The sequence below is a fragment of the Mesorhizobium sp. WSM4845 genome (assembly GCF_055811455.1).
The window spans coordinates 97579-120405 of record NZ_JBVVQA010000017.1 but is presented as its reverse complement, the minus strand read 5'-3'; the positions used below and the strand labels follow the sequence as shown (position 1 = coordinate 120405).

Here is a 22827-nt window from a genome sequence, read left to right as displayed (position 1 = left end):
TCCGGAGTTTCGCGTGTTTATCTCAACCACTCGTTAAGGGCAACGAGCCGAGGCCGATCAGCCGCCCGCCGTGGCATTTGTGCACCGCCTTATATACGACCAAGCGCCTTCAATTCATGCAGCACCGCCGCGTCCCGCGCCGAAACGTCGGGGAATTGCTTGTCCTGCCCGACATCGGCCGTGTAGCGCCATGAACGCGCGCATTTGAGCAGGCCGCGGTCCTCGGCCTTCTCGACCACCACAGCGACGCCCTTGACGTCGTCCAGAGTGAAGGCGCCGGAAGGCGCGTTGCCATGCGCAATGACCAGATCGCTGGTGATCGCCATTTCGGCCATGTCGACATCCGATATCGCCGCTTCGAGCGCCGCATCATCGAGCGTGACGACCGGCACCGCTTCCAGAGACGAGCCGATGACCTTCTGGGCGCGCGCGATTTCCAGCGCGCCGGTGACGACGCGGCGGACCTGCCGCACCTTGCGCCATTTTTCCGCCAGCGCCTCGTTCTTCCAGCCGACGGGGATTTGCGGAAACTGGTCGAGATGCACCGAGACGGCGTCCGGATGACGGTCGAGCCAGGCCTCCTCCATGGTGAAGGGCAGCATCGGCGCCAGCCATTTCACCAGGCAGTCGAACAGATGGCGCACCACCTGCACGGACGCCTTGCGCTTCACGCTGGACGGCGCCTCGCAGTAGAGCGCGTCCTTGCGGATGTCGAAATAGAAGGCCGACAGCTCGACCACCATGAAGTCGAGCAGCGTGCGGGTGATGCGCTTGAACTCGAAGGCGTCGTAGCCCGCCCGCACGACTTCATCGAGTTCGGAAAGCCGGTGCAGCATCAGCCGCTCCAGCTCCGGCATCTTGTCCAGCGGCACGTCCTCGCCATCGTCATGGGCAAGCGTGCCCAGCATCCAGCGGATGGTGTTGCGCAGCTTGCGGTAGGCGTCGATGTTGGTCTGCAGCACGTTCTTGCCGAGCCGCTGGTCTTCCCAGTAGTCGGTGGTCACTACCCATAGCCGCAGGATATCGGCGCCCGACTGTTTGATGACGTCTTGCGGCACGACAGTATTGCCGAGCGACTTCGACATTTTCCGCCCCTCCTCGTCCATGGTGAAACCATGGGTGACGACGGTGTCGTAAGGCGCCCTGCCCCTGGTGCCGCAGCTTTCGAGCAGCGAGGAGTGGAACCAGCCGCGATGCTGGTCGGAACCTTCGAGATAGACGTCGGCCGGCCATTTCAGATCCGGACGATCCTCCAGGGTGAAGACATGGGTCGAGCCGGAATCGAACCAGACGTCGAGGATGTCCATAACCTGCTGCCATTTCGAGGCGTCGTGATTGCCGAGGAAACGCTCCTTGGCGCCGGCCGCAAACCAGGCGTCCGCGCCTTCCTTCTCGAAGGCGTCGATGATGCGCTGGTTGACCGCCTCGTCGTTCAACACATTGCCGTCGGCATCGGCGAAGACGGCGATCGGCACCCCCCAGGCGCGCTGGCGCGACAGCACCCAATCGGGGCGCTCCTCGATCATGGCGCGGATGCGATTCTGGCCGGCGGCCGGCACGAAGCGGGTGTCGTCGATCGCCTCCAGGGCACGGCTGCGCAGTGTCGTGCCGTCGCCGAGCTCCTTGTCCATAAAGACGAACCATTGCGGCGTGTTGCGGAAGATGATCGGCTTCTTCGACCGCCACGAATGCGGATAGGAATGCTTCAGCCGCCCGCGCGCGAACAGCGCACTGCGCTTGATCAGCTCGTCGATGACCGCCTGGTTGGCATTGCCCTTCTTGCCGTTGTCGTCGATGACGCGCGCCGCACCGCCCTCGCGGTCCGCGCCAAAGCCTGGCGCATCCTTGGTGAAGAAGCCGGCATCGTCGACGGTGAACGGGATCGCTGTGTCGATGCCGCGCTGGCGAAGATCTGACGCAGCGTCCATCCAGGCGTCAAAATCCTCGCGGCCATGGCCCGGCGCCGTGTGGACGAAACCGGTACCGGCTTCGTCGGTGACATGCTCGCCGGCGAGCATTGGGACGTCGAATTCATAGCCGCCATTCAAACCTTTGAAGGGATGAGAAAGCGTAAGGCTTCCAAGCTCTTCGGCCGAAATGCTACGGAGGCGGTCCATCGTCACCTTGGCTTTGGTCGCAGCCTCTTCCGCCAGTGCTTCGGCAAAGATCAGCCTTTCGCCAGGCTGCGGGCCGAAAGCATTCTCGGCCGCAGTGACCTCGTAGAGGCCATAGTTGATGCGTGGCGAATAGTTCACGGCACGGTTGCCGGGGATGGTCCATGGCGTGGTCGTCCAGATAACGACATCGGCCTCCAGCAAGTCCAGTGATGTCTGCGTCAGCTTCGGATCCAGCTTTGCGAGTTGTCCATCGATGACGTCGGTGACTTGCCGGGCAAGGCTGACGACCGGAAACTTCGCCCAGATCGTGTCGCTCTCATGGTCCTGGTATTCGACCTCGGCCTCGGCCAGTGCGGTGCGCTCGACCACGCTCCACATCACCGGCTTCGAGCCGCGATACAGCTGGCCCGACATGGCGAATTTCAACAGCTCGCCGGCGATGCGCGCCTCGGCATGGAACGCCATGGTCGTATAGGGATTGTCGAAGTCGCCGACGACGCCGAGCCTCTGGAACTCTGCGCCCTGCACCTTGATCCAGTGCGCGGCGAACTCGCGGCATTCCTTGCGGAACTCGTTGACCGGGACCTCGTCCTTGTTCTTGCCCTTGGCGCGGTATTGCTCCTCGATCTTCCATTCGATCGGCAGGCCGTGGCAATCCCAGCCGGGCACGTAGTTCGAGTCGTAGCCGCGCATCTGGAACGAGCGGGTGATGACGTCCTTGAGGATCTTGTTCAGCGCATGGCCGATATGGATGTTGCCGTTGGCGTAGGGCGGGCCGTCATGCAGCACGTATTTTTCGCGGCCGGCGGCGTTTTCGCGCAGCTTGCGGTAAAGCTCCATCTCCTGCCAGCGCTTGACCAGCAGCGGCTCCTTCTCGGGCAAGCCGGCGCGCATCGGAAAATCCGTCTGCGGCAGATAAAGCGTCTTGGAATAGTCGATCGTTTCAACAGTGTCGGTCATCGGCGTATCGGTCATTGGTCTGCCATATGCATTGCCCGGCAAAAGAGCCCGGGCGTTGAACTATCATGATCTGGAAAAAGCGCGAGAGGCCGCGCGCAAAATTCCCGGCGGCTCCGGCGGCGCTCAGGCCGCCCGGAACACCGGGCTTGTAATTCGCATCGCAATCGCGAGCGCGCGAGGAAACTGCGTCATGACCGGGCTTTTAGACGAGGCCGGCCCCATTGAAAAGCCCGAACTCTGATGCTTACCCTAGGAGCGTTTACCAATTGCGCCTATGTTTGTCGGCAGATGGTATTGGAAGACCAACATCTACGGTTGTATTTCACAGTTTAGCGCACCGGAAGGAACGAAATGTGACCCTGACGATTGCCGAGTCCGGCCGCGCTCTGCGACTTGAACGCATTTCAGCGATGGCGGATCGCGTTTTCGGCAACCATGAAAAGGCGCAGAGGTGGCTGCGCAAGCCAAGTCGGGTGCTCAACCAAGTGCCCATCGATCTCCTGCAATCGGAAGCAGGTGCCACGCTTGTGGAAGACGAACTCAACCGCATCGCCTACGGCATAGTCGCCTGAGCCATGCGGCTGCGCGCAATACACAACCTGCGACATCACATCGAGAAATCGAAGCGATAGGTCGTCGACACGCCGATCGTGAACTGATCCCTTGAGCCGCGCTCCTTGACCAGGCTGGAATCGGCCGCCGGGCCCATCAGCCGCGAATATTCGGCGAACAGGCTGGCCGTCATCGGCTCGGTCACTTTCCACGTCACCGCGCCGCCGAGGCCCGCCGACTTCACGCCACCGTCCGGTCGGTACCGGCTGAGGCCCGACGCTATGGCTTCCCCGGCGTCGACGCCGTAATAGGCGTCGAAATAATCCGACGAGGCGAACGAAACGCGCGGCCCGCCCGAGATCCTGACCTCCGGCGTCACATCGTGGAATGCGTCGGCGGCGATGTCGGCGACGAAGCCGTTATGGGCGCGAATGCCGTGCCGCAATTCGGCGCGGGCGCGCAACCAGTCCAAAGGATAGAATTCGAAGAAGCCGCCGGCCTCGCCGCCCCAGCGCACCGGGTCGAGGCCTCTCAGTTCGTCGGCGTCGTCGCCATCGCGCGAAAACAGGATTTTTCCGGCCAGGCCGGCGCGGAAGCCGCCTTCGTCGATCAACCCCAGCGAGATGTTGTCGTTGCGCGAGGTGAAGCGGGCCGCAGGACCGACCTTGCCGAGCGAGATGATCGGCTGGGCGCTGAGTATATAGTTCTTGCTGCCTTCGAAATCGGGGGCGACCAGGCCGGTGGCGCCGACTGTCAGATACCAGTCGCCGGACAGCCGGCCCAAGGCGCCATCGGCGGCTTCGGCGGCACCGGGCGCGCCCAGCAGGAAGGTGGCCAAGACCACCTGATATACCTTGATAGAACGCATCGTCACTCCATACGCGCGAAACACCGGCGGGAACAACCTGCCTGCAAAGAGCCATGGCGCCGGTTCAGTAAACTTTGATTTAAACTCGACACGCTGACTCACTTTTTTGGCGTGCATCCAGCGCAAGCTGCTCGCTGGACGGGCATGACCCCCGGGCGATACCCGCCAAATTGGCAAGACGTCAAGTGACGACAAATGTCAGGCGACGCTGCGATCGGCCTGGCGAATTCGCTCAAAAAGCAATGGCCGTGTCGAGCTCGGACAGCGGGCTGACGCCGGCAAGCAGCGCCCTCGCCTCGGCCTCGTCGCGTTTCATCTGCGCGACCAGCGCGTCGAGCCCGTCGAACTTCACCTCGGCGCGCAGGAAACCGAAGAAGGACACCGCGCATAGCTCGCCGTAGAGATCGCCGGAGAAGTCGAAGACGAAGGTTTCCAGAAGCGGCGCGCCGTTGTCGTCGACGGTCGGGCGGCGGCCAAAGCTGGCGACGCCATCATGAAGCGTACCGTCGGCGCGGCGGAAGCGGACGGCATAAATCCCTTCCTTCAGAGTGGCTTCCGGCGAAAGCCTCATATTGGCGGTTGGAAAGCCGAGCGTCCGGCCAAGCTGCTGGCCGCCGATCACCTCGCTCTCGACCGTGAAGCGGTAGCCGAGCAGGCCGGCGGCCTCGGCCACCGCGCCTTCGCACAGCAGCGCGCGGATTCGGCTCGACGACACCACTTCGGCGCCTTCGTCGCGAAAGGCGTCAACCAGGGTGACGCCGAAGCCGTGGCGTTCGCCGGCCGCCATCAGATAGGCCGGGCCGCCTTGCCTGTCCTTGCCGAAGTGGAAGTCGAAGCCGGTCACGGCGTGAATGATGCCGAGATTGCTGTCGAGCACGTCGGTCACGAACGCTTCCGCCGACAGTGCGGCGAAGGCGCGCGTGAACGGCTGCTCGACGAGTGCGGCAAAGCCCAGATGCGACAGCAGCCGTGCCTTCATCGGCGGCGGTGTCAGCACGAACAGCGGAATCTCGGGCCGGAACACCTTTCTCGGATGCGGCTCGAAGGTCAGCACCAGCGCCGGCGCACCGCGCCGGCGGGCCTCGGCCAGCGCGCGCTCGAGCACGGCCTGGTGGCCGCGGTGGACGCCGTCGAAATTGCCGATCGCCACCACGCCACCCCGCAAATGGGCCGGCAGCGGCGAGATGGCAGAAACGCGTTCGAAGGCTTCCGTCATTTCGGGGCTTGCGTCATTTCGAGGCTTCCGTCATCGAGCGAGCCTACTGCAGTCTCGGAATGACCGCGACCGGCCGGTAGCCATGCCTTTCCAGAAAGGCGATCAGCCTGGCCGGATCCGGTTGTAGCGGATCGCCGTAGTCGCGGGCATGGATGCCGCCCGACACGTAGAGCACGTCGAAGCCATTGTCGGCAGCGCCCTTGATGTCGGTCATCATGCCGTCGCCGATAGCCAGCACGTCCGAGCGCTCGACCGGGCGGCCGAGCAGGTCGGCGATTTCCTTCATCGCGACGTCATAGACCGGGGCATAAGGTTTTCCGGCGATCAGCGTGCGCCCGCCGAGCTGGGCATAGTCGCGGGCCAAGGCCCCGGCGCACCAGATCATCCGCTCGCCGCGCTCGACCACGATATCGGGATTGGCGCAGATGAAGGGCAGGTTCCTGGCGCGCAGCCGCCGCAGAAGATCGGCGTAGTCCTCCGGCTTCTCGACCTCGTCGTCGAACAGCCCGGTGCAGACCACGCCGGACGCCTCGAACTCCTCGACCAGCTCGACATCAAGCCCGTCATAGAGCGTGAAATCGCGATCGGCGCCAATGTGGAAGATCTTTCGCGGCCCCTCCATGATCAGGTCGCGGGTCACGTCACCGGAGGTGACGACGCGGTCATAGGCCGCAGAGGGAACGCCGATCGCATTCATCTGCGCCACCACATCGGCGCTGCGCCGCGGCGAATTGGTGATCAGCACGACAGGTATCTTCGCCTCGCGCGCGGTGCCCAGCGCCAGAGCCGCGGCCGGAAAATGCCGTTCGCCATTGTGGACCACACCCCAGACGTCGCACAGGATGGCACAATAGGCTCCCGACAAATCCGCGAGCGAGCCGATGATATCGGGCGAGTCCGCCATATCGTTTCCCAAATCATGATGGTTGCGAGCGTCGCCGCCGACGTCCGCCGCGGCAGGGTCCACCGCGGCAGGTTCGCATTAACCGAAGCACTTGACCCTGTCACCAGCTTTCACATTTTTCAGGATTGCCCTGGTTTCAGGATTGCCTTGGCACTGACGAAGGCAAGCGCGCAAGCCGCTCTTGCCGAGACTTCCCCATTCTGAAGGCTTCGGCGGGCGGTCCAGCCGCGCGCAGCAATGCCGGCAACGCCGCAGAAGAGGCGAGGCGCAGAAGCTGCCGATCTCCCCCTCGTGGGGAGATGCCAAGTTGTGGCAAGGGGGCAGGCCAGAGGGGGCGCGGAAGGATAGCGACCGAACAGCTTTGTTTGGGCCGCTGCATTCTTCGGCTGTTAACGCCGCTCCAGCCTACATCGGCCGCCGGTCCGGCTGCGCCCGCTCCGGTTCGACCAGCCTGCGATAGAGATGCCACGTTGCATGGCCAAGCACGGGCATGACGACGGCGAGCCCGGCAAACAGCGGGATCGAGCCGATGACCAGCAGCACGGCGACCATCAGGCCCCACAGCGCCATCTGCAGCGGGTTTGTCATCACGGCCCGTGCCGAGGTCTCGATCGCCGAGACCGCGCCGACATCACGGTCGAGCAGCAGCGGGAAAGCGACGACGGTCGTCGCCAGCACGATCGCGGCGAAGACGAAGCCGGCCGCATTGCCGAGCAGGATCAGCGTCCAGCCTTTGGGCGTTGTCAGCACCTCGCGCACAAAGCCACCGATCGAGGCCGGCGGCTGAGCGCCGAACAGGCTGGAGTAGATCGATTGCGCGGTGAACAGCCAGAGCAGGAACAGTGCCACCAGCATGATGCCGATGACCGCGATCGCCGGCAGCGCCGGCGAGTGGCGCACCTCGAGCGCGTGCCACCAGGACGTGTCCATGCCGAGCTCGCGGCGGCGGCTGATCTCGTAGAGGCCGATCGCGGCGAACGGTCCAAGCAGGGCGAAGCCGGACATCAGCGGGTAAAGCAGCTGGATGGCGTAGGCGCCGGATGTCGTCCACTGCGCCAGGATCAATCCGACCACCGGATAGATCAGGCACAGGAAGACGTAATGCGATGGCTTTGCCCAAAAATCCTCGACGCCGAGCCGCAGCACATCGATCAGGTCCGCCGTGGTGATGCGGCGCACCCTGGGCTGCAGGTGCATCCCACGCGCGTCCGACATGACATGAAAGCTGGCCATACCCATTCTCCCGTATTCAGGGGGCGGCCACCGCCAGGATGGCCGCCCGTAGCTGCCACTTCAAGAGCGATGGCATGATAGCCGAATTCGATGTGCTTGTCGCGAATCGGGTGGGATTGAGCATGCGCGGCGCGGTACAGGCCGTGTTCGTGCCGCGCCGCTGGCGTGTGCTAGACACCAAATCGTTCAATCACCTCGGCCAGCGGAACGTGGCCAAGGCAGGCACCCGAACCCGCCGGCGTTTCGCCGTCCTCGATGGCCTGCGCGTATCGCACGTCCGGATTGCTTTCGATCCGACGGCGCAGCGCTGCCAGCCTGGGATAGGCGGCGCCGTCGACCGCCTGGTGGAACTCCGCCCAACGTGCCACGCCGATCAACGTGGTATCGGCCAACGTCAGGCGGTCGCCGACCAGAAAGTCGGTGTCGCCGATCATCGCCTCAAGCCGGTCGTGGCGTTCGGCAACGGCCTGGCGGCCGAAGTCACGCAAGGTCGCCAGCAGGGCCGGTTCGGCCGATTCCATTTCATAGGCTGCCCAGAGCGGGGTGAAAGCGGCGGTGAAACCGGTGTTCACGAAAGCCATCAGCTGATGCATCCGGTCGGCTTCCGGCGAGCGCGGGTCGAAGCTGATGCGACGTTGCGTGTCGCGGGCTTCGAGCCAAGCGGCAATCGCCATGGTCTCGGTGAGCACTCTGCCTTCGTCGGTGATCATCACCGGCGTTTCCTGACGGCCGTTGATGCGGGCATAGGCGTCGTTCTTCATTTCGGTGAGCATGTCGACGCGGCACAGGCGGTAGGGCTGTCCGAGGCGTTCAAAAGCAGCGACGAGCCCCATCGAACTTCCCGCCGGGACGCCGTAAAGGAGGATAGGTTCCATTTCTTTGTCTCTTCCATGTTCAGGGATCACGCTGCGCAGCGAAGCTTGACCCTAAACGCTGGTCGCCCCATGTAAATTACGCACTATTTTGTAACCAGGATCCGCCATGAAAGATGTCGTCTCAAGCTGCCCGATCGAAGAGGCCATGCGTGTGCTCAGCGGTCGCTGGCCGACCTTGCTGCTCTACTATCTGAAGGACGGGACCAAGCGCTTCAGCGACCTGAGGCGTGACAACCCGACCGTGTCGCACCGCATTCTGGCGCTGGAACTGCGCAAGCTGGAGGAAGCCGGGATCGTGCGGCGAACGGCGCATGCCGGCTATCCGCTACGCGTCGACTATGATCTCACGGCAGCGGGTCTCAAGCTTGTGCCGCTCATCGACGCCTTGGGCGACTGGTGGGAAGATACCGAGGACGATCGGGCCGGCCGGGTCTCATCGGCGCCAAGGCTGGTGGCGGCGGAGTAAGCAGTGGGGGAAATTTGGCGATTGCTTCCCGAGGCTCGACAACCGCTTTGGGTGGGATCTGCCGTCCGGGCCGGATACCGGAGGGAGCGCCGGAGACGACCAGTCGAGTGGTGTCCGCAATGGGCCGAATGCCGACCGACGCTATGGGGTGGGCATTTGGTTGAAGCGGCCATTCGCAGAAGCCCCTATCCTCCGATGTGTCCGCCCATTGCTTCACCTCGGCGCGAACCTCGGAAACCGGCCACCGGACCGCGATTGGACCAACCGGCATCGCCATACGACGCTATAGATGCCGCGGTATTGCTCGGCGACAACCGACCGCAGGTGCTTGGCATGCTTCCTGTCGCAATACCTGGTGGGCTGTCGACTGGGGGCTTGTGGGGCCTGAGCGATGGTGCTTACCTCGCGACGACGGTGGGAGAGACACATGCCGAAGAAATACACGCACACTGCGGCCTTTGCGCATTTCGGTACAGCTCCGGTTAACGTGCAGTGGAGTTGGTCGGCTCGAAATGAGGGGACCAAGACCGTTGCGGTTACCCTTTGGCAGGACGAGTTCAAAAAATCGCCAGACGGTCGTCTTGTTTATGAACGCGGGCCTATTTGGACTGATAGCAAAACCAGTCGTGGCCATTACGAGTTGATGGAAAACCTCAGGTGGGCGCTCGATCACTGCGACGGATGGGTAAAGGTGATCATCGCTATCGCGAAGGACAAGAATGCCAAACAGAGATCAATTAAGGAATGCGCTCCGACAAAGATGCAGACGAAAGCAGTGGCGAGTTCTCACTGGAAGCTTTCGGCCTCTAGACAGGAGCACGCCATGAACGGTTACTCTCCGGGGTGAGCGGTGCCTGGTAGCGGATTGGCGGCTTCTGGCGCTGAAGAGGTTTTGAGCCGATGCTGAGGTCACAGGGCTTGATGGCTGAGCTGCCCCAAGGCGGCATGTGCCCTCATCCGCTGTTACCTTGGCCAAAAAGTTCGACTCTTCAGATGTCGAAAGTCTCTCGTCGCTCTGCTGAAGTTCACCGGCAACAAGTCTCTGATCGACGCGCTCCTGAAGGAAGCTGGCATCGCCGGCGCCGGTGGCTCTCTGAAGGATCTGGTCTCGACGCGGCCGCGGGAAACGGATGCTGACGGGGCCGGTCTGTTCGAGGAGGCAGACGGGGAGGACGACGAGCTGGTCGCCCCCCTGCCGGGGATACCGAGGGCCTGAACTGCCCGAGCGCTGATCTCGATCGGGCCTGGAACAATCCACGCCCGATCTATTTGCCAGCCAGGATCGCGTTTATGTCAGGCAGGCCGCCTTGCCGCCACCGTGCTGCCCACCGGCGAAGGCGGCGGCGCTGCTATCGACGTGGGATGGCCGCGCGGGCGCGGCACCCTGATGGCTCATGGCTGGCTTGAAGCGGCGATCGCGGGATAGTCGGTATAGCCGGCGGAGCCGCCGCCATAGAGCGTCGCCTGATCGAACACGGCCAGCGGCGCGCGCGTCTGCAGCCGTTCCACAAGGTCGGGATTGGCGATGAACGGGCGCCCGAAGGCGAACAGATCCGCCTTGCCCTCGGCGAGCCGCGACCCCGCGAGCTCAAGGTCATAGCCGTTATTGGCGATATAGGTGTTGTTGAAGCGCCGGCGGAGTGATCCGAAGTCGAACGGCGCGACATCGCGCGATCCGCCCGTGGCGCCCTCGACGACATGGATGTAGACGATGCCCAAAGCATCGAGTTGATCGACGATATAGTCAAACTGCGCCTGGGGAGCGCTGCTCGAGACGCCGTTGGCGGGCGAGATGGGCGAAATCCGGATGCCGGTGCGCTCAGCGCCGATCTCCTCGACCACCGCAGTCGCAACCTCCAGCATCAGCCGGGCGCGGTTCTCGACCGATCCGCCATAAGCATCCGTGCGGAGGTTCGCGCCGTCCTTGGCGAATTGGTCCAGCAGATAGCCGTTGGCGCCGTGAATCTCGACGCCATCGAAGCCGGCCTCGATGGCGTTCGCAGCTGCTTTGCGGAAATCCTCCACGATGCCCGGCAATTCATCCAGTTCGAGTGCGCGGGGCTCCGAAACGTCGACAAAGCCGTTGCCGACGAAGGTCTTGGTCGCGGCCCGGATCGCCGAGGGCGCGACGGGGGCGGCGCCGTTCTCCTGCAGATCGACGTGCGAGACGCGACCGACATGCCAGAGCTGCAGGAAAATCCGCCCGCCCTTGGCGTGCACGGCGGTCGTGACCTTGCGCCAGCCGCCGATCTGCGCCTGGGTGTAGATGCCGGGCGTGTCCTGGTAGCCCTGTCCCTGCTGCGAGATCTGCGTGGCCTCGGAAATCAGCAGGCCGGCCGACGCGCGCTGGCCGTAGTACTGCGCGGCGAGATCGCCTGGAACGAAGCCCGGGCCAGCGCGATTGCGCGTCAGCGGCGCCATGACGATACGATTGGAGAGGGTCAGCGAGCCGAGAGTATAGGGCTCAAACAGCGTTGTGCTTGTCATAGGTCACCTTTGTTTGTCCCCGCCGCGGCGGGTCGTCTATCGAAACGGGATCGTTGGTGCTCAGGCGACCGTGCGGTACCGCTCGGCGGGATGTTCGTTCCGATAGTTCGGAAGCATGGCCTGGCGTGCGGCCTGAAGCGCGTCCCACTGCCCGGCATCAGGTAGCGGCGGGATGGTCACCAGCTCGCGGCGGTCGAAGCCGACCAGCGCCGCATCCACCAGATCGTCGACCTCCATCACGTTGGAAAGCGTGTTGACGTCGGCGCCGACATGTCCCCAGATCTCCGTTCGCGTCGTGGCGGGAAGCACGGCCTGGACGTAGACACCCTTCGGCGCGAGCTCGAGGCTGAGTCCCTGCGACAAAAACAGCACGAAGGCTTTTGTTGCGCCGTAGACCGTCATGCCGAACTCCGGCGCCAGGCCGACCACGGAGCCGATGTTGACGATCGCACCTTCGCCGGCCGCCGCAAGACGCGGGGCAATGGCGCTGGCAAGCCGCAGAAGCGCGGTCGTATTGAGCGCAACCAGCCGCGCTACGTCATCGGTGCTCTGCTCGATAAAACTTCCGCCGATGGCCGTTCCGGCATTGTTGAGGAGAATTCCGATGCTGGCGTCCTCGCGCAGCCTCGTCTCCACCGCTGCAAGCTCGGCAGGCTGCGTAAGATCCGCCTGGATGATATCGATCGCCACGCCGTTTTCCTGACTTAGACGGGCCGCCAAGGCCTCCATTCGTGCCTTGTCACGGGCAACCAGCACGAGGTCGTGCCCGCGGCGCGCAAAGCGCTCGGCATAGGCGGCTCCGATGCCGGTGGAGGCGCCGGTTATGAGGACTGACGGAACGGTCATGGCATTGCTCTTTTCGCTGATGGACTCTATATTCATGACGATCATCATGAATGCAGGTAAATATGATACCCATCATGTAAATGTCAACGGCGCCGGCGGAGGATTTTGAAATGAAGGTCAGTCGGGAACAGATGGCGGAGAACCGCCGCCGAATTCTGGATGTTGCCAGCCGGCTGTTTCGCGACAAGGGGTTCGACGCGGTCAGCGTGGCGGAGGTGATGAAAGCCGCTGGGCTCACCCATGGCGGCTTCTATGGCCATTTCAGCTCGAAGGACGACCTGATCGCCCAAACCCTTGCCCATGTCATCGCCGCAGACTCAAGCGGAGGGGGCGACCTTCGCGCCTATGCAGATGCCTATCTTTCGCCCCGCCATCGCGACAACGCCGCGGGTGGTTGCCCGACGGCAGGCCTTGCCGCGGCCATCCGCCATCAGACCCCGGCTGCACGCTCGGCCATGACCGAAGGCTTTCGCTCGCAGATCGACCGTTTTGGCAAGGCGCTGCCGGAGTTGGATCCGGCAGACAGACGCCGCGCGGCGATCGGATGCTGGGCAGCGATGGTGGGGGCAGTGATCCTCGCCCGGGCTATCGACGATCCCGCGCTTTCGGATGAAGTTCTGGAACAGACGCGTGCCTGGATCGATACCGGGATCAGCCAAGTGTCTGCCAGATAGCCGCCAGGAGCGCCCTTGAGCAATGCGGCTGCCGGACGGCTAAGGGGGCAGCGAGCGAGATTTCTGAACGCCTGCCCGGCAAAAGCCACTATTGCCGCTATGTCAGGCAGGCATGACGCTCACCGGCACCGCCAATCAACCGTCCCTAGAACCCCGCCCTGACGAAATGCGCCCGACGCCAAACAGGCGAATGCTGCTTAGAGCTGCCGGCCTTGCCGCGCTGGCCGGGCTTGCCGCTTGCGCCACTGTGCTGCCCACCGGCGAAGGCGCCGGGGTCTCGGCCTCCGCTGTCGGCACGCTGGCGGGCATCCGCGCCTCAGCCGGCCTCGAACCGCTTGTTCCCGACCGTCAGCTCGAACAGGCAGCCCTGCAGCAGTCCGGCTATATGGCGCGCGGCGGCCGCATGACCCACTCGACCGGCTCGGGCAAGGGATTTGCTTTGCGCGTCAAGGGCAACGGCATTGCCGGTGCTGCCGCCGAAAACATCGCCGAGGGCCGTTTCGATCAGCAGAAGCTGTTCGACATCTGGATGCATTCGGCCGGCCACCGCCGCAACATGCTCGACCCGCGCTTCACCCGCTTCGGCCTGGCCTATGTGCGGGACGGCCGCGACAGCTCGCGGCGTTACTGGAGCCTTGTCCTGGGCAAATAGCAACGCGGGCACAGGGCAATCCGCGCTGGCGGCAATGCCGCCTTGGCTGAGGAGATCATGGTCGACCCGTCAATCCATGGGTTCGCCACTGAGCATTTTCTCAATGTCAGGGGCCGAAACCGGCTCGCTGAAATGATAGCCCTGCATTTCATCGCAGTTGTTCTTGCGCAAGAAGGCCACCTGATCGTCCGTCTCGACGCCCTCGGCAATGACCCTCAGATTCAAATTTTGACCCAATGATATTACGGCGCTGGCGACAGCCTGGTCGTTTTCGTCAGCAGCGATATCGTTGATGAACGACTTGTCGATTTTCAGCCGCGCCACTGGAAAGGTCTTGAGCGCACTGAGGCTGGAGTAGCCTGTTCCGAAATCGTCGATCGAGATCTGAACGCCCAGGTTTTGCAGCTGGTTCATCGTTGCGACCGCCAGGTCGATATCCCGCATGATCAGGCTTTCGGTCACCTCCAGCTCGAGATATCTGGCCTCCAGACCGCTGACTTTCAGGGCATCGGCGACGCGGCCGATCAGGTTCTTTTCCCTGAATTGCCGCGTCGACACATTCACGCAGACGGTCATCGGCGGCAGGCCGGCATCCTGCCATGCCTTGTTCTGCCGACAGGCCTCGTGCAGGACCCAATCGCCGATCGGCACGATCAGACTTGTCTCCTCGGCCGTCGGAATGAAGGCGTTCGGTGCCATCATGCCCCGCGTCGGATGATTCCAGCGAAGCAACGCTTCGACGGCAAGACGAGGCCCGACCGAAGGTCGACCTGCGGCTGATAAAACAGCGCGAATTCCGAACGGGCCAGGGCGTTACGCAAGTCCTCCTGAAGCACGAATTTCTCATGCGCTCTGGTGTTGAATTCGGGAGCGTAGAACTGGAAATTGTCGCGGCCGAATTCCTTGGCGCGATACATGGCCGCATCGGCATTGGCCAGCAGCGTGTCGGGGTTGGTCCCATCCTTAGGGTAGCTGGCGATGCCGATACTGGCCGTCGCCCTCAGCCGATGTGCTCCGAGCTGAACCGGCTCTGCAATCGCCGCCCGAATTGTTTGCAGGGTCTCGGAGATGAGATCGACATTCGTCGGTTGATCGAACAGAACGACGACGAATTCGTCGCCACCAAGCCGCACGACCGTATCGGTCGCCCTTACGCGCTCGACGATACGGCCGGCTACGGTCTTCAACAGCTCGTCCCCGGCATTGTGGCCAAGCGTGTCATTGACGAGTTTGAAATTGTCCAGATCGATGAACACCACCGTCACCCAGCGATCGTATCGCTGCGCGTAGAGGATCGCCTGCGAAAGCCGGTCCTCGAGCAGAGCGCGATTGGGCAGTCCGGTCAGCACATCATGGTTGGCCATGAAGTGGATCCGATCTTCGGCCAGCTTGCGCTCGATGGCGATCCCGGCAATACGCGTCGTGAAATCGATGAGCCGGGTCTCGGCCGCGGTCGGCTCGCGCACGGTCATCGAGTACATGGCAAAGGCGCCCAGCACAGCGCCCTGGTGCGACAGGATCGGGGTCGACCAGCACGAACGGTAGCCATAGGCCGCCGCCAATTCGCAGTGATCGTGCCAAAGCGGGTCGTGCATGATGTCCGCGACAATGACTGGCTCGCGCCGGTAGGCAGCGGTTCCGCAGGATCCCATTTTGGGGCCGACGGCGATCCCGTCGATGGCGCTCGTATAGGCCTTTGCCAAGCTCGGGGCGGCGCCGTGCCGCAAGTGGCTGCCATCCTTGTCGAGCAACAGGACGGAACCGAATATCCCAGTCAACTGAGACTCGGCGAGGCGCATGAGGCAGTCGAGCACATCTTCGAGCGGGGCGCTCGTCGCGATCATTTCCAGTATCTGCGCCTGCCCGTCTCGAAGGGTGTCCGCTTGCTTGCGGGCGGTGATGTCGTGGGCGATGCCGACCAGACCGAAGATATCGTTTTGAACATTGCGCAACGGCACCTTCGTCGACGAAAACCATTTGCCGGCGCCTGACGCATCGACAACGAACTCTTCCTCATCGATCATCGGCTGTCCGCTGCGCAGCACGCCTTGCTCGATGGCGCGAAACTTCTGCGCAAGGTCGGGGGCATGAAGATCGGAATCGGTCAAACCGATCATGTCACTGGTTTTGGCCTTGCCGCTGTCGGAAGCAATGGCCCTGTTGGCGACGACGAAGCGGCTTTCGGTGTCCTTCACCCACAGGTAGTCGGGCACCCAGTCGATCAGCGTTTGCAGCGAGATGCGCTCGTCGACGATCAGGCGATTGGCGGTGAGTTCCGTTATGTCCTCATGCGTGGCCACCCATCCGCCGTCAGGCATCGGCTGATGGCAGATCTGAATTGTCCGGCCGTCGGTGAGATTGGCGGTCCAGGGTCGTGCCCGAATTGACCGCTCGGGCGAATGCGAGATAAGCGTCGCTGGCCATCGCGGATGTCCCGGCAGCGATGCGGCGTTCGACGATTTCGCCCAGCGTCCGGCCGGGGCGCAAGTGTTCGGGCGCGATGCGGTAAATTTCCGCATAGCGGCGGTTGCACAGGATCAGCCGTTCAGCGGCGTCGAAAAAGCAGATGCCTTGCGAGATGTTGTCGATCGCCGTCTCGAATCGCAGCGCCTGTTGCTCGAGTGTTGCGATCGTAGCCCTGAGTTCGCGCTCGAGCGTCTCGTACGAGGAGCCCGCCAGTTTCGCCAGCGTGGCAAGCTCGGTCGATTCGGGCGCCTGGGCGGCTTGCCTCGATGATTTCGTGACCAAACACAGTTCCTCCGGTTCGGCGCCTGGCGCAAAGCAAGGAAAGCTCGCTGCAAGCTAAGCGACCGCATAGTGGTCCAGATATACTAATGGCATGTGAACCGGGTCGATGCCGGGGCATGGCGCAGTTCTTGCCTTCTCCCCTTGTGGGAGAAGGTGGATCGGCGCGCAGCGCCGAGACGGTTGAGGGTGCTGGCCGGAGCGCTGTCGGTTCCAAGCTGGAGCACCCCTCATCCGGCCGCTTCGCGGCCACCTTCTCCCACAAGGGGGCCCACAAGGGGGCCCACAAGGGGAGAAGGTGGAGCCAATCTCGTGCAGGCCCATCGCACATGATGGCCGATCCTGCCGGTGAAAATCTCGACGGGCGGTTCGGCGCGCTGCGCCGGTCCCAGAGGTCAGTCCAAAGACTCGGCATTGTGCCAGAAGCCGGCAAGTGTGCATGGCAGCCCATCATGAACGATTGCGAATGAGCATGGTGACCACGAAGAAAGCGCCGACCGAACTGGTGATGATGCCGATCGGCAGTTCCTGCGGCGACAGCAGCGTGCGCGCCAGAAGGTCACTTGCTAGCAGCAGCACCGCTCCGAAGAGGGCGCAGCTTGCAATCAGGCGCAGATGCAACGGGCCGGCCAGGGGCCGGGACAGATGCGGGATCATCAGCCCGACGAAACCGATGACACCTACGACCGAGACCAGGATCGCCGTCGAGAAGGCAGCGACGAGAAACGCCGTCCTGCGCATCCGCACAACCGGCACGCCGAGGCTTTCGGCAGCATTCTCGCCGGCCAGGAAGGCGTCGAGCTTGCGATGGTTCCACAGGCCATAAGCAAGAATGGTGCACGCGCCAAGAGCAGCCAGCCCGACATTGTCCCATCGCGCTAGGCCGAGCCCGCCCATGGTCCAGAACAAAACCGAGCGAGCGGCGCGCTGGTCTCCGGCGAAGACGAGATAGTTGGTCAGGGCGATGAACATGAACGAGACGGCAAGCCCGGCCAGTATCAGCCGTTCGGGGCCTTGCCCCCTCACCCGCGAAACCAGCAAAAGCACGATGCCGGCGGCCAAAATGCCGCCGGTGAAGGCGGCAACCGGCAACGTCCAGATGCCGAAACGGTCGCCAAAAATGGTGATGACGGAAACAGCGCCGGCCGCGGCACCGGAGGACAGCCCGAACAGGAATGGATCGGCGAGATCGTTTCGGGTTACCGTCTGCAGCAGCGCGCCGATGACGCCCAGCCCTGCGCCGACACAGATCGCCATGATGGTGCGCGGCAGCCTGAGATCGACGACAATCTTGGCAACCGGGATCTTGGCGACCGGGATATTGCCGACTGAGCCGGGCACGAGGTCTCCGTCCAGCCCGGCCGCATGTCCGAGCGCAGCAATCACGTCGCTCAACGCTATGACTGTCGATCCATAGGCGATCGACAGCAGAGCAAGAGCGGCGATTGCTGCCGCTCCTGCTGCCATGGCCAATTCGAACGCCCTGTGGCGCAAGCTCAGAAGGCTTCCGGGTGCATCGCGCTGGCGATCTTGCCGATCGCCTCGATGTTAGCAGGTCCGGGCGTCAGCTCGGCATAGCGCAGCGCGACGAAGCGCTCGCTCCTGACCGCATCGGTCTCCTTCATTGCCGGATGGACTTTGAGGAAGTCGAGCAGTTTCCTGTAACCGCCGCCGTCCTGGTAGTCGAGCAGGATCAGGAACTGCGGATTGCGGGAAGCGACCGTTTCCCAGTCCGTGTTGCCCCAGTTCGTCTGCATGTCGGCCATGATGTTGTCGCCGCCGGCAGCGGCGATCATGGCGCTGGGGATCGCGAACTTGCCTGATGTGAAGGGTTTGTCTTCGCCGGAGTCGTAGAGAAACACCCGCGTCCGCTCGCGGTCGCCGGCCTTTGCCGTGATATCGGCGAGTTGCGCTTTCCAGCCTGAAACGAGTTTTTCCGCCTTGGCTTGCTTGCCGAAAATCCTGCCCAGCTTTTCGATGTCGCCGTAGAGCAGGTCCATCGAGGCGGCGGGGCGGTTGTTGTCGAGATGGACGCAGCTTTCCGTCAGCACCAGCGTCTTGACGCCGTGCGGCGCCAGCGTATCTGGCGTTACCTCGCCGCCCGGCTTCATACCGTAATACCAGCCGGCGAAGAAGAAATCGGGCTCGACCGCGACCAGGTTTTCGAGCGCCGGGTATTTCGGCGCAAGTTCAGGGATCGCGCCCTGCTTGGCCTTGAATTCCGGACCGACCTTGTACCATCCGGTGATGCCGGTCAGGCCGACGATCGACGGTTGCAGCCCCAGCGCGAAGGCCATCTCGGCCATGTTCATATCCTGGATGACGGCACGCTTCGGCGCGGCGTCGAACGTCAGCGGCGTACCGCAGCTGTCGACTGTTACCGGGAAAGCGAAGGCGGTCTGGGCAAGCAGCAGAGAGGCAAAAGACAGTGCGAGGCGTTTCACGGATGTTGCTCCTTGGTTAGATCAGAAGAGGCACGGTTCGGGACTTCGAACACCGTGAGTTCGCGGTCTTCGGTCGGATGGCGCAGCCGAAGCACGTCGACGCCGAAAATCTCGCGGATCAACTGCTTGGTCAGCGCCTCGCGCGGACCGGCGAGTGCCTGCAGCCGGGCCTCGTTCATCACCGCGACCCTGGTGGCAAATGGCGTGACCAGCGACAGATCATGCAGCACCGCCACGACGGTCATGCCAAGCTGCGATACGAGTTCGAGAAGTTCGCTGCGGGCGCGCGGATCGAGATGATTGGTCGGTTCATCGAGGAACAGGATTTTCGGCTCCTGGGCGATGGCGCGCGCCAGCTGGGCGCGTTGCCGCTCACCACCCGACAGCGAGCCGATCGTGCGGCCGAGCAGCGGCAGCAGGCCGGTTCTGCGAAGCGCTTCGACGACGATGTCGCGTTGCTCGCTCCTGCGTCGCCAGCAGGCATGCGGGACCCGCCCAAGTCCGACGTAGTCGATCACGGCAAGCCGCGGATCGGGCTGATCGGTCTGGCCGACGACTGCCATGTGCAGCGCCCGCTCGGCGGCCGGAAACGTCTCCAGCCGGCGTCCGGAAAATCTCACATCTCCCGCGCTCGGACGCAGCGTGCCGCATAGCATGCGCAGCAGCGTCGTCTTGCCGGCGCCGTTGGGACCGATGATAGCGAGGCGGTCTCCCGCCGCGACCGAAAGGCTGACCGCACTGACCAGGCGCTGGCCATTCGCCGTGGCGCTCAGTTCACGCGCTTCAAGAAGAGGCTGGCAGGCGTCCAACTTACCGTCACTTTCTCAATGGCGACGGAAGGAAGCTGGACCGGCCGACAAGACCGATGTCCACGTCTCCTCCCGGCACACCCCGTCCGGTCAACTCGTGCGATGGCAGGTCTCCTGGCTCGCGGGTCCTTGCGCCATCCTGCCTTCCCAGCCTTGCCGGCCAGTGGCATTTTCGGATTTTGCTCGCCGCTTACAGTTGCGGGGGCAGCCACGGCCTCGATCCGAAGATCTCACCGTGTTCCCTTTTCACCCTCGCCTTTCGGCTTGGGGACCATCAGTCAGCCACCCTAGTTTTCCGCCAATCCCAGCGCAATAAGTTTCCGGGGTTCGGAGTGCCCCGCGAGCAATGGTCTTGTCAGAACGAGCATACCGAATCTTGTAATGTAATAACGTTACTACTTAAAAGACAACGCCTGCTCCCGTCAAGCGCTTCGCCCAACGCCTTCGACTTGCCGACCACCGTCGCATTGCGCGGTGCGCAATTTCGATCAAACTGCCTCCACCAGGAAGCGATACCATGACCTGGCCAATGCGCAGTCCCACAGCAAGGAGCCATATGAACCCGACCGAGAAAGCGCTGTGGTTCGTCGAAAGCCATCTGCCGGAAGCCATCTCGCTCGACGATGTCGCCAACAGCAGCGGCGTGTCGCGCTTTCACGTGAGGCGGGCTTTCGGTGCGGCGACAGGCCGTTCGGTGATGGGCTACCTGCGTTCTCGCCGCCTGACCGAGGCGGCGCGCAGGCTCGCCGCCGGCGCACCGGACATTCTCTCGGTCGCGCTCGACGCCGGCTATGCCTCGCATGAGGCTTTCACCCGCGCCTTCCGCGACCAGTTCGGCACCACGCCGGAACTGGTGCGCGCGCAAGGCTCACTCAAAAACCTCGATCTCGTGGAGCCGATCCTGATGGACCAGTCCTTCCTCACCAATCTCGAGCCGCCGCGTTTCGAAACCAGCCGGCCGTTCCTCATCGCCGGTCTCGGCGAGCGCTACAGCTGCGAAACCAGCGCCGGCATCCCGATGCAGTGGCAGCGGTTCGGCCCCTATATCGGCAACATTGCAGGCGAGGTCGGCGACGTCGCCTATGGCGTCTGCGTCAACGGCGACGATGCAGGCAATTTCGACTATATCGCCGGCGTCGAGGTGTCCGACTTTTCGGACCTGCCGAAGGAGTTTTCGCGCGTACGCGTGCCGGAGCAGGAATACGCCGTGTTCGCCCATCGTGACCACATCTCGACCATCCGCCGCACGGTCAACACGATCTGGAACAAATGGCTGCCGGCCTCCGGGCACAAGATTGCCGACGCGCCCGAATTCGAGCGCTACGGTCCCGAATTCGATCCGCGCAGCGGCAATGGCGGGCTGGAAATCTGGATACCGGTCAAAGGGTGAGAATGGCCCAGTTTTCAACTTGTGTTGGAGACTAGTGTCGCGGCGCTCCGCCTTATCTTGCCTTCTCCCCTTGTCCCACAAGGGGAGAGGGGAAAGACGCTACAACTCCAGGTTCCAGTTCTGGCCGACCAGATCCTTGCCGAAGGCGTGGTGGCGTTCCTGATTGGCCAGCTTGAACCCGGCCGCCTCGTAGATGCGGCGCGCTGAGGTGAGCACGTCGTTGGTCCACAGCGTCAATTTCTTGTAGCCCTTGGCACGGGCAAGGCCGGTGCATTCCTCGACCAGCCGCCTGCCGATGCCGAGACCGCGCGCCGAGGGTTCGACATAGAGCAGGCGCAGCTTCGCCACCGCGTCCGACTGGCGCACGAGAAAGACCGAGCCGACGACTTCCCCTTCCCGCTCGGCGATCCAGCTGCGTTCCCATTTCGGATCGTAGGATTTGACGAAGGCGCCGAGGATTTCGGCGACCAGCGCCTCATAAGTTTCGTCCCAGCCATATTCCTGCGCGTAGAGCAGGCCCTGGCGATGGATGATCCAGCCGATGTCGCCGACCTGCAAAGACCGCAGCATGTAAGGGACCTTGGGCTCTGCACTCTCGCCCAGCAGGCGCTGCACCGTCTGCATCGCCTTGACCAGCCGGTCCTGTTCCGGTGCGGAAAGCCGGTCGAGCAGGGCCGCGACCTGATCGTGCGAACCCTGGTTCAGCGGGGCGAACGCCGCTCTTCCCGCCGGCGTCAGCGCAATCGACGAGCGCCGAGCATCGGCTTGCGTCGCCACGCGCTCGACCAGGCCACGCTCTTCGAACTTTTTCAGCAACCGGCTGAGATAGCCGGGGTCGAGACCGAGATCGCGCGCAAGATCGGTGGCGGTCAGGCCATCGCGAAGCGCCAGTTCATAGAGCACCCGAGCCTCGGTCAGCGAGAAGGCGCTTTTCAGCAGCCCTTCGTCGAGCAGCCCGATCTGGCGGGTGTAAAAGCGGTTGAAGCCCCGCACTGCATCGATCCGCTCCCTGCCGGGTTGATGATGAATCGTCATGGCATCCTCCTGCCCGCACAAGATCAACCATTTAGTTGACTCAGTCAAGTATCAGTTCGAAGCAGGCTGCGGCTGTCGATCAGCTCACTCAGCGCCTTGACTCTCGCCAGCCACCGGCTTATCTCACCGCCACGTTAGCACTCGCCATTGGTGAGTGCTAAGCGTAGGTCCGGCGCCGCCGGGCTTATAGGTTTGTCCGGCGCCGCCGGACGGAGGAACTATTCTCACCATTCTCACCGAGGAATAAAAAATGGCAAAGTCGAAGTTCCGCCCGCTTCATGACCGCGTGGTCGTACGCCGGGTTGAATCCGAATCCAAGACTGCCGGCGGGATCATCATCCCCGACACGGCGAAGGAAAAGCCGCAGGAAGGCGAGATCATCGCCGTTGGCTCCGGCGCCCGCGACGAAGCCGGCAAGCTCGTCCCGCTGGACGTCAAGGCCGGCGATCGCATCCTGTTCGGCAAGTGGTCGGGCACCGAAGTCAAGCTCAATGGCGAAGACCTTCTGATCATGAAGGAATCCGACATCATGGGCATCATCGGCTGATTATCGG

General features: G+C 63.1%; 23 protein-coding genes and 1 riboswitch. Of the genes, 8 read left to right on the top strand and 15 right to left on the bottom strand.

Translation table 11 applies throughout. The features are described from left to right. Positions 1 to 89: 89 nt before the first annotated feature. Complete coding sequence (ileS, locus tag AC0L2C_RS20140) at positions 90 to 3077, bottom strand: isoleucine--tRNA ligase (RefSeq protein ID WP_473524229.1); 2988 nt, start codon at positions 3075 to 3077, stop codon at positions 90 to 92. 55 nt (positions 3078 to 3132) lie between these two features. Between ileS and AC0L2C_RS20135 the strand changes: the two genes are divergently transcribed. After that, positions 3133 to 3318: a hypothetical protein gene (locus tag AC0L2C_RS20135; RefSeq protein WP_023802265.1), complete on the top strand. Its 186-nt coding sequence runs from the start codon at positions 3133 to 3135 to the stop codon at positions 3316 to 3318. After that, positions 3299 to 3649 carry an antitoxin Xre/MbcA/ParS toxin-binding domain-containing protein gene (locus AC0L2C_RS20130; protein WP_051407930.1) on the top strand — a complete coding sequence of 117 codons (351 nt, stop codon included), beginning with the start codon at positions 3299 to 3301 and terminating at the stop codon, positions 3647 to 3649. Before AC0L2C_RS20135 ends, AC0L2C_RS20130 begins: the two co-directional genes overlap by 20 nt. 35 nt (positions 3650 to 3684) lie before the next feature. Here AC0L2C_RS20130 and AC0L2C_RS20125 read toward each other — a convergent pair whose 3' ends face one another. The 5 genes from AC0L2C_RS20125 to AC0L2C_RS20105 form a co-directional block, all read right to left on the bottom strand. Continuing rightward, the gene (locus AC0L2C_RS20125; protein ID WP_287174742.1) at positions 3685 to 4497 is read right to left on the bottom strand and encodes a MipA/OmpV family protein; all 813 of its coding nucleotides are present in this window, start codon (positions 4495 to 4497) and stop codon (positions 3685 to 3687) included. 232 nt (positions 4498 to 4729) lie between these two features. Beyond that, entirely contained in the window at positions 4730 to 5713 is a 984-nt protein-coding gene (locus AC0L2C_RS20120) for a bifunctional riboflavin kinase/FAD synthetase (RefSeq protein WP_023802262.1), read from the bottom strand. Positions 5714 to 5756: 43 nt separating this feature from the next. Continuing rightward, a complete protein-coding gene (locus AC0L2C_RS20115; protein WP_023802261.1) occupies positions 5757 to 6617 on the bottom strand; it encodes a TIGR01459 family HAD-type hydrolase in 861 nt (286 codons plus the stop codon). Between the two features lie 405 nt (positions 6618 to 7022). Continuing rightward, a complete protein-coding gene (locus AC0L2C_RS20110; RefSeq protein WP_128248347.1) occupies positions 7023 to 7850 on the bottom strand; it encodes a DUF2189 domain-containing protein in 828 nt (275 codons plus the stop codon). Between the two features lie 170 nt (positions 7851 to 8020). Next, positions 8021 to 8725, bottom strand: coding sequence for a glutathione S-transferase family protein (locus AC0L2C_RS20105; protein ID WP_023802258.1), 705 nt, complete (start codon positions 8723 to 8725; stop codon positions 8021 to 8023). 106 nt (positions 8726 to 8831) lie between these two features. On the opposite strand from AC0L2C_RS20105, the gene AC0L2C_RS20100 reads away from it, so the two are divergent. Further along, positions 8832 to 9191, top strand: coding sequence for a winged helix-turn-helix transcriptional regulator (locus AC0L2C_RS20100; protein WP_023802257.1), 360 nt, complete (start codon positions 8832 to 8834; stop codon positions 9189 to 9191). A gap of 427 nt (positions 9192 to 9618) precedes the next feature. Next, positions 9619 to 10038 carry a hypothetical protein gene (locus AC0L2C_RS20095; RefSeq protein ID WP_128248344.1) on the top strand — a complete coding sequence of 140 codons (420 nt, stop codon included), beginning with the start codon at positions 9619 to 9621 and terminating at the stop codon, positions 10036 to 10038. Between the two features lie 545 nt (positions 10039 to 10583). Here AC0L2C_RS20095 and AC0L2C_RS20090 read toward each other — a convergent pair. Together AC0L2C_RS20090 and AC0L2C_RS20085 are read right to left on the bottom strand one after the other, a co-directional pair. Continuing rightward, positions 10584 to 11678, bottom strand: a complete 1095-nt coding sequence (locus AC0L2C_RS20090; protein ID WP_128248343.1) for an alkene reductase — start codon at positions 11676 to 11678, stop codon at positions 10584 to 10586. 60 nt (positions 11679 to 11738) lie between these two features. Further along, positions 11739 to 12560 carry an SDR family NAD(P)-dependent oxidoreductase gene (locus AC0L2C_RS20085; RefSeq protein WP_473524228.1) on the bottom strand — a complete coding sequence of 274 codons (822 nt, stop codon included), beginning with the start codon at positions 12558 to 12560 and terminating at the stop codon, positions 11739 to 11741. Positions 12561 to 12634: 74 nt separating this feature from the next. Between AC0L2C_RS20085 and AC0L2C_RS20080 the strand changes: the two genes are divergently transcribed. Then, the gene (locus AC0L2C_RS20080; protein ID WP_473524246.1) at positions 12635 to 13198 is read left to right on the top strand and encodes a TetR/AcrR family transcriptional regulator; all 564 of its coding nucleotides are present in this window, start codon (positions 12635 to 12637) and stop codon (positions 13196 to 13198) included. A gap of 166 nt (positions 13199 to 13364) precedes the next feature. Further along, a complete protein-coding gene (locus tag AC0L2C_RS20075; RefSeq protein WP_473524245.1) occupies positions 13365 to 13850 on the top strand; it encodes a CAP domain-containing protein in 486 nt (161 codons plus the stop codon). A gap of 69 nt (positions 13851 to 13919) precedes the next feature. Here AC0L2C_RS20075 and AC0L2C_RS20070 read toward each other — a convergent pair whose 3' ends face one another. The 6 genes from AC0L2C_RS20070 to AC0L2C_RS20045 all read right to left on the bottom strand — a co-directional run bounded on the left by AC0L2C_RS20070 (position 13920) and on the right by AC0L2C_RS20045 (position 19848). Beyond that, positions 13920 to 14552: a putative bifunctional diguanylate cyclase/phosphodiesterase gene (locus tag AC0L2C_RS20070; protein WP_473524227.1), complete on the bottom strand. Its 633-nt coding sequence runs from the start codon at positions 14550 to 14552 to the stop codon at positions 13920 to 13922. Beyond that, positions 14549 to 16183 (bottom strand): putative bifunctional diguanylate cyclase/phosphodiesterase, encoded by a 1635-nt coding sequence (locus AC0L2C_RS20065; RefSeq protein ID WP_473524244.1) that lies wholly within the window; start codon positions 16181 to 16183, stop codon positions 14549 to 14551. Before AC0L2C_RS20065 ends, AC0L2C_RS20070 begins: the two co-directional genes overlap by 4 nt. Beyond that, complete coding sequence (locus AC0L2C_RS20060) at positions 16161 to 16598, bottom strand: PAS-domain containing protein (protein WP_473524226.1); 438 nt, start codon at positions 16596 to 16598, stop codon at positions 16161 to 16163. The genes AC0L2C_RS20065 and AC0L2C_RS20060 overlap by 23 nt, the downstream gene beginning before the upstream one ends. Before the next feature lie 447 nt (positions 16599 to 17045). Next, entirely contained in the window at positions 17046 to 18062 is a 1017-nt protein-coding gene (locus tag AC0L2C_RS20055; protein ID WP_473524225.1) for a FecCD family ABC transporter permease, read from the bottom strand. 29 nt (positions 18063 to 18091) lie between these two features. Beyond that, positions 18092 to 19039 (bottom strand): ABC transporter substrate-binding protein, encoded by a 948-nt coding sequence (locus AC0L2C_RS20050; RefSeq protein ID WP_128169749.1) that lies wholly within the window; start codon positions 19037 to 19039, stop codon positions 18092 to 18094. Next, a complete protein-coding gene (locus AC0L2C_RS20045; protein WP_287068334.1) occupies positions 19036 to 19848 on the bottom strand; it encodes an ABC transporter ATP-binding protein in 813 nt (270 codons plus the stop codon). Before AC0L2C_RS20045 ends, AC0L2C_RS20050 begins: the two co-directional genes overlap by 4 nt. Before the next feature lie 87 nt (positions 19849 to 19935). Continuing rightward, positions 19936 to 20139: riboswitch (cobalamin riboswitch) on the bottom strand. Between the two features lie 265 nt (positions 20140 to 20404). Here AC0L2C_RS20045 and AC0L2C_RS20040 point away from each other — a divergent pair. Beyond that, complete coding sequence (locus tag AC0L2C_RS20040) at positions 20405 to 21238, top strand: AraC family transcriptional regulator (protein ID WP_473524243.1); 834 nt, start codon at positions 20405 to 20407, stop codon at positions 21236 to 21238. Positions 21239 to 21337: 99 nt separating this feature from the next. On the opposite strand, the gene AC0L2C_RS20035 is transcribed toward AC0L2C_RS20040, so the two are convergent. After that, positions 21338 to 22273 carry a bifunctional helix-turn-helix transcriptional regulator/GNAT family N-acetyltransferase gene (locus AC0L2C_RS20035; protein WP_287241822.1) on the bottom strand — a complete coding sequence of 312 codons (936 nt, stop codon included), beginning with the start codon at positions 22271 to 22273 and terminating at the stop codon, positions 21338 to 21340. 250 nt (positions 22274 to 22523) lie between these two features. Here AC0L2C_RS20035 and groES point away from each other — a divergent pair, with 250 nt between their 5' ends. Next, a complete protein-coding gene (groES, locus tag AC0L2C_RS20030; RefSeq protein WP_006203049.1) occupies positions 22524 to 22820 on the top strand; it encodes a co-chaperone GroES in 297 nt (98 codons plus the stop codon). Positions 22821 to 22827: the final 7 nt, after the last annotated feature.

What these genes read in the sequence shown, in the direction of transcription:
- ileS (WP_473524229.1), bottom strand. Translation starts at nt 3,077, where the DNA reads ATGACCGACACTGTTGAAACGATCGACTATTCCAAGACGCTTTATCTG.
- AC0L2C_RS20125 (WP_287174742.1), bottom strand. Translation starts at nt 4,497, where the DNA reads ATGCGTTCTATCAAGGTATATCAGGTGGTCTTGGCCACCTTCCTGCTG.
- AC0L2C_RS20120 (WP_023802262.1), bottom strand. Translation starts at nt 5,713, where the DNA reads ATGACGGAAGCCTTCGAACGCGTTTCTGCCATCTCGCCGCTGCCGGCC.
- AC0L2C_RS20115 (WP_023802261.1), bottom strand. Translation starts at nt 6,617, where the DNA reads ATGGCGGACTCGCCCGATATCATCGGCTCGCTCGCGGATTTGTCGGGA.
- AC0L2C_RS20110 (WP_128248347.1), bottom strand. Translation starts at nt 7,850, where the DNA reads ATGGCCAGCTTTCATGTCATGTCGGACGCGCGTGGGATGCACCTGCAG.
- AC0L2C_RS20105 (WP_023802258.1), bottom strand. Translation starts at nt 8,725, where the DNA reads ATGGAACCTATCCTCCTTTACGGCGTCCCGGCGGGAAGTTCGATGGGG.
- AC0L2C_RS20100 (WP_023802257.1), top strand. Translation starts at nt 8,832, where the DNA reads ATGAAAGATGTCGTCTCAAGCTGCCCGATCGAAGAGGCCATGCGTGTG.
- AC0L2C_RS20095 (WP_128248344.1), top strand. Translation starts at nt 9,619, where the DNA reads ATGCCGAAGAAATACACGCACACTGCGGCCTTTGCGCATTTCGGTACA.
- AC0L2C_RS20090 (WP_128248343.1), bottom strand. Translation starts at nt 11,678, where the DNA reads ATGACAAGCACAACGCTGTTTGAGCCCTATACTCTCGGCTCGCTGACC.
- AC0L2C_RS20085 (WP_473524228.1), bottom strand. Translation starts at nt 12,560, where the DNA reads ATGAATATAGAGTCCATCAGCGAAAAGAGCAATGCCATGACCGTTCCG.
- AC0L2C_RS20080 (WP_473524246.1), top strand. Translation starts at nt 12,635, where the DNA reads ATGAAGGTCAGTCGGGAACAGATGGCGGAGAACCGCCGCCGAATTCTG.
- AC0L2C_RS20075 (WP_473524245.1), top strand. Translation starts at nt 13,365, where the DNA reads ATGCGCCCGACGCCAAACAGGCGAATGCTGCTTAGAGCTGCCGGCCTT.
- AC0L2C_RS20070 (WP_473524227.1), bottom strand. Translation starts at nt 14,552, where the DNA reads ATGATGGCACCGAACGCCTTCATTCCGACGGCCGAGGAGACAAGTCTG.
- AC0L2C_RS20055 (WP_473524225.1), bottom strand. Translation starts at nt 18,062, where the DNA reads ATGGCAGCAGGAGCGGCAGCAATCGCCGCTCTTGCTCTGCTGTCGATC.
- AC0L2C_RS20040 (WP_473524243.1), top strand. Translation starts at nt 20,405, where the DNA reads ATGAACCCGACCGAGAAAGCGCTGTGGTTCGTCGAAAGCCATCTGCCG.
- AC0L2C_RS20035 (WP_287241822.1), bottom strand. Translation starts at nt 22,273, where the DNA reads ATGACGATTCATCATCAACCCGGCAGGGAGCGGATCGATGCAGTGCGG.
- groES (WP_006203049.1), top strand. Translation starts at nt 22,524, where the DNA reads ATGGCAAAGTCGAAGTTCCGCCCGCTTCATGACCGCGTGGTCGTACGC.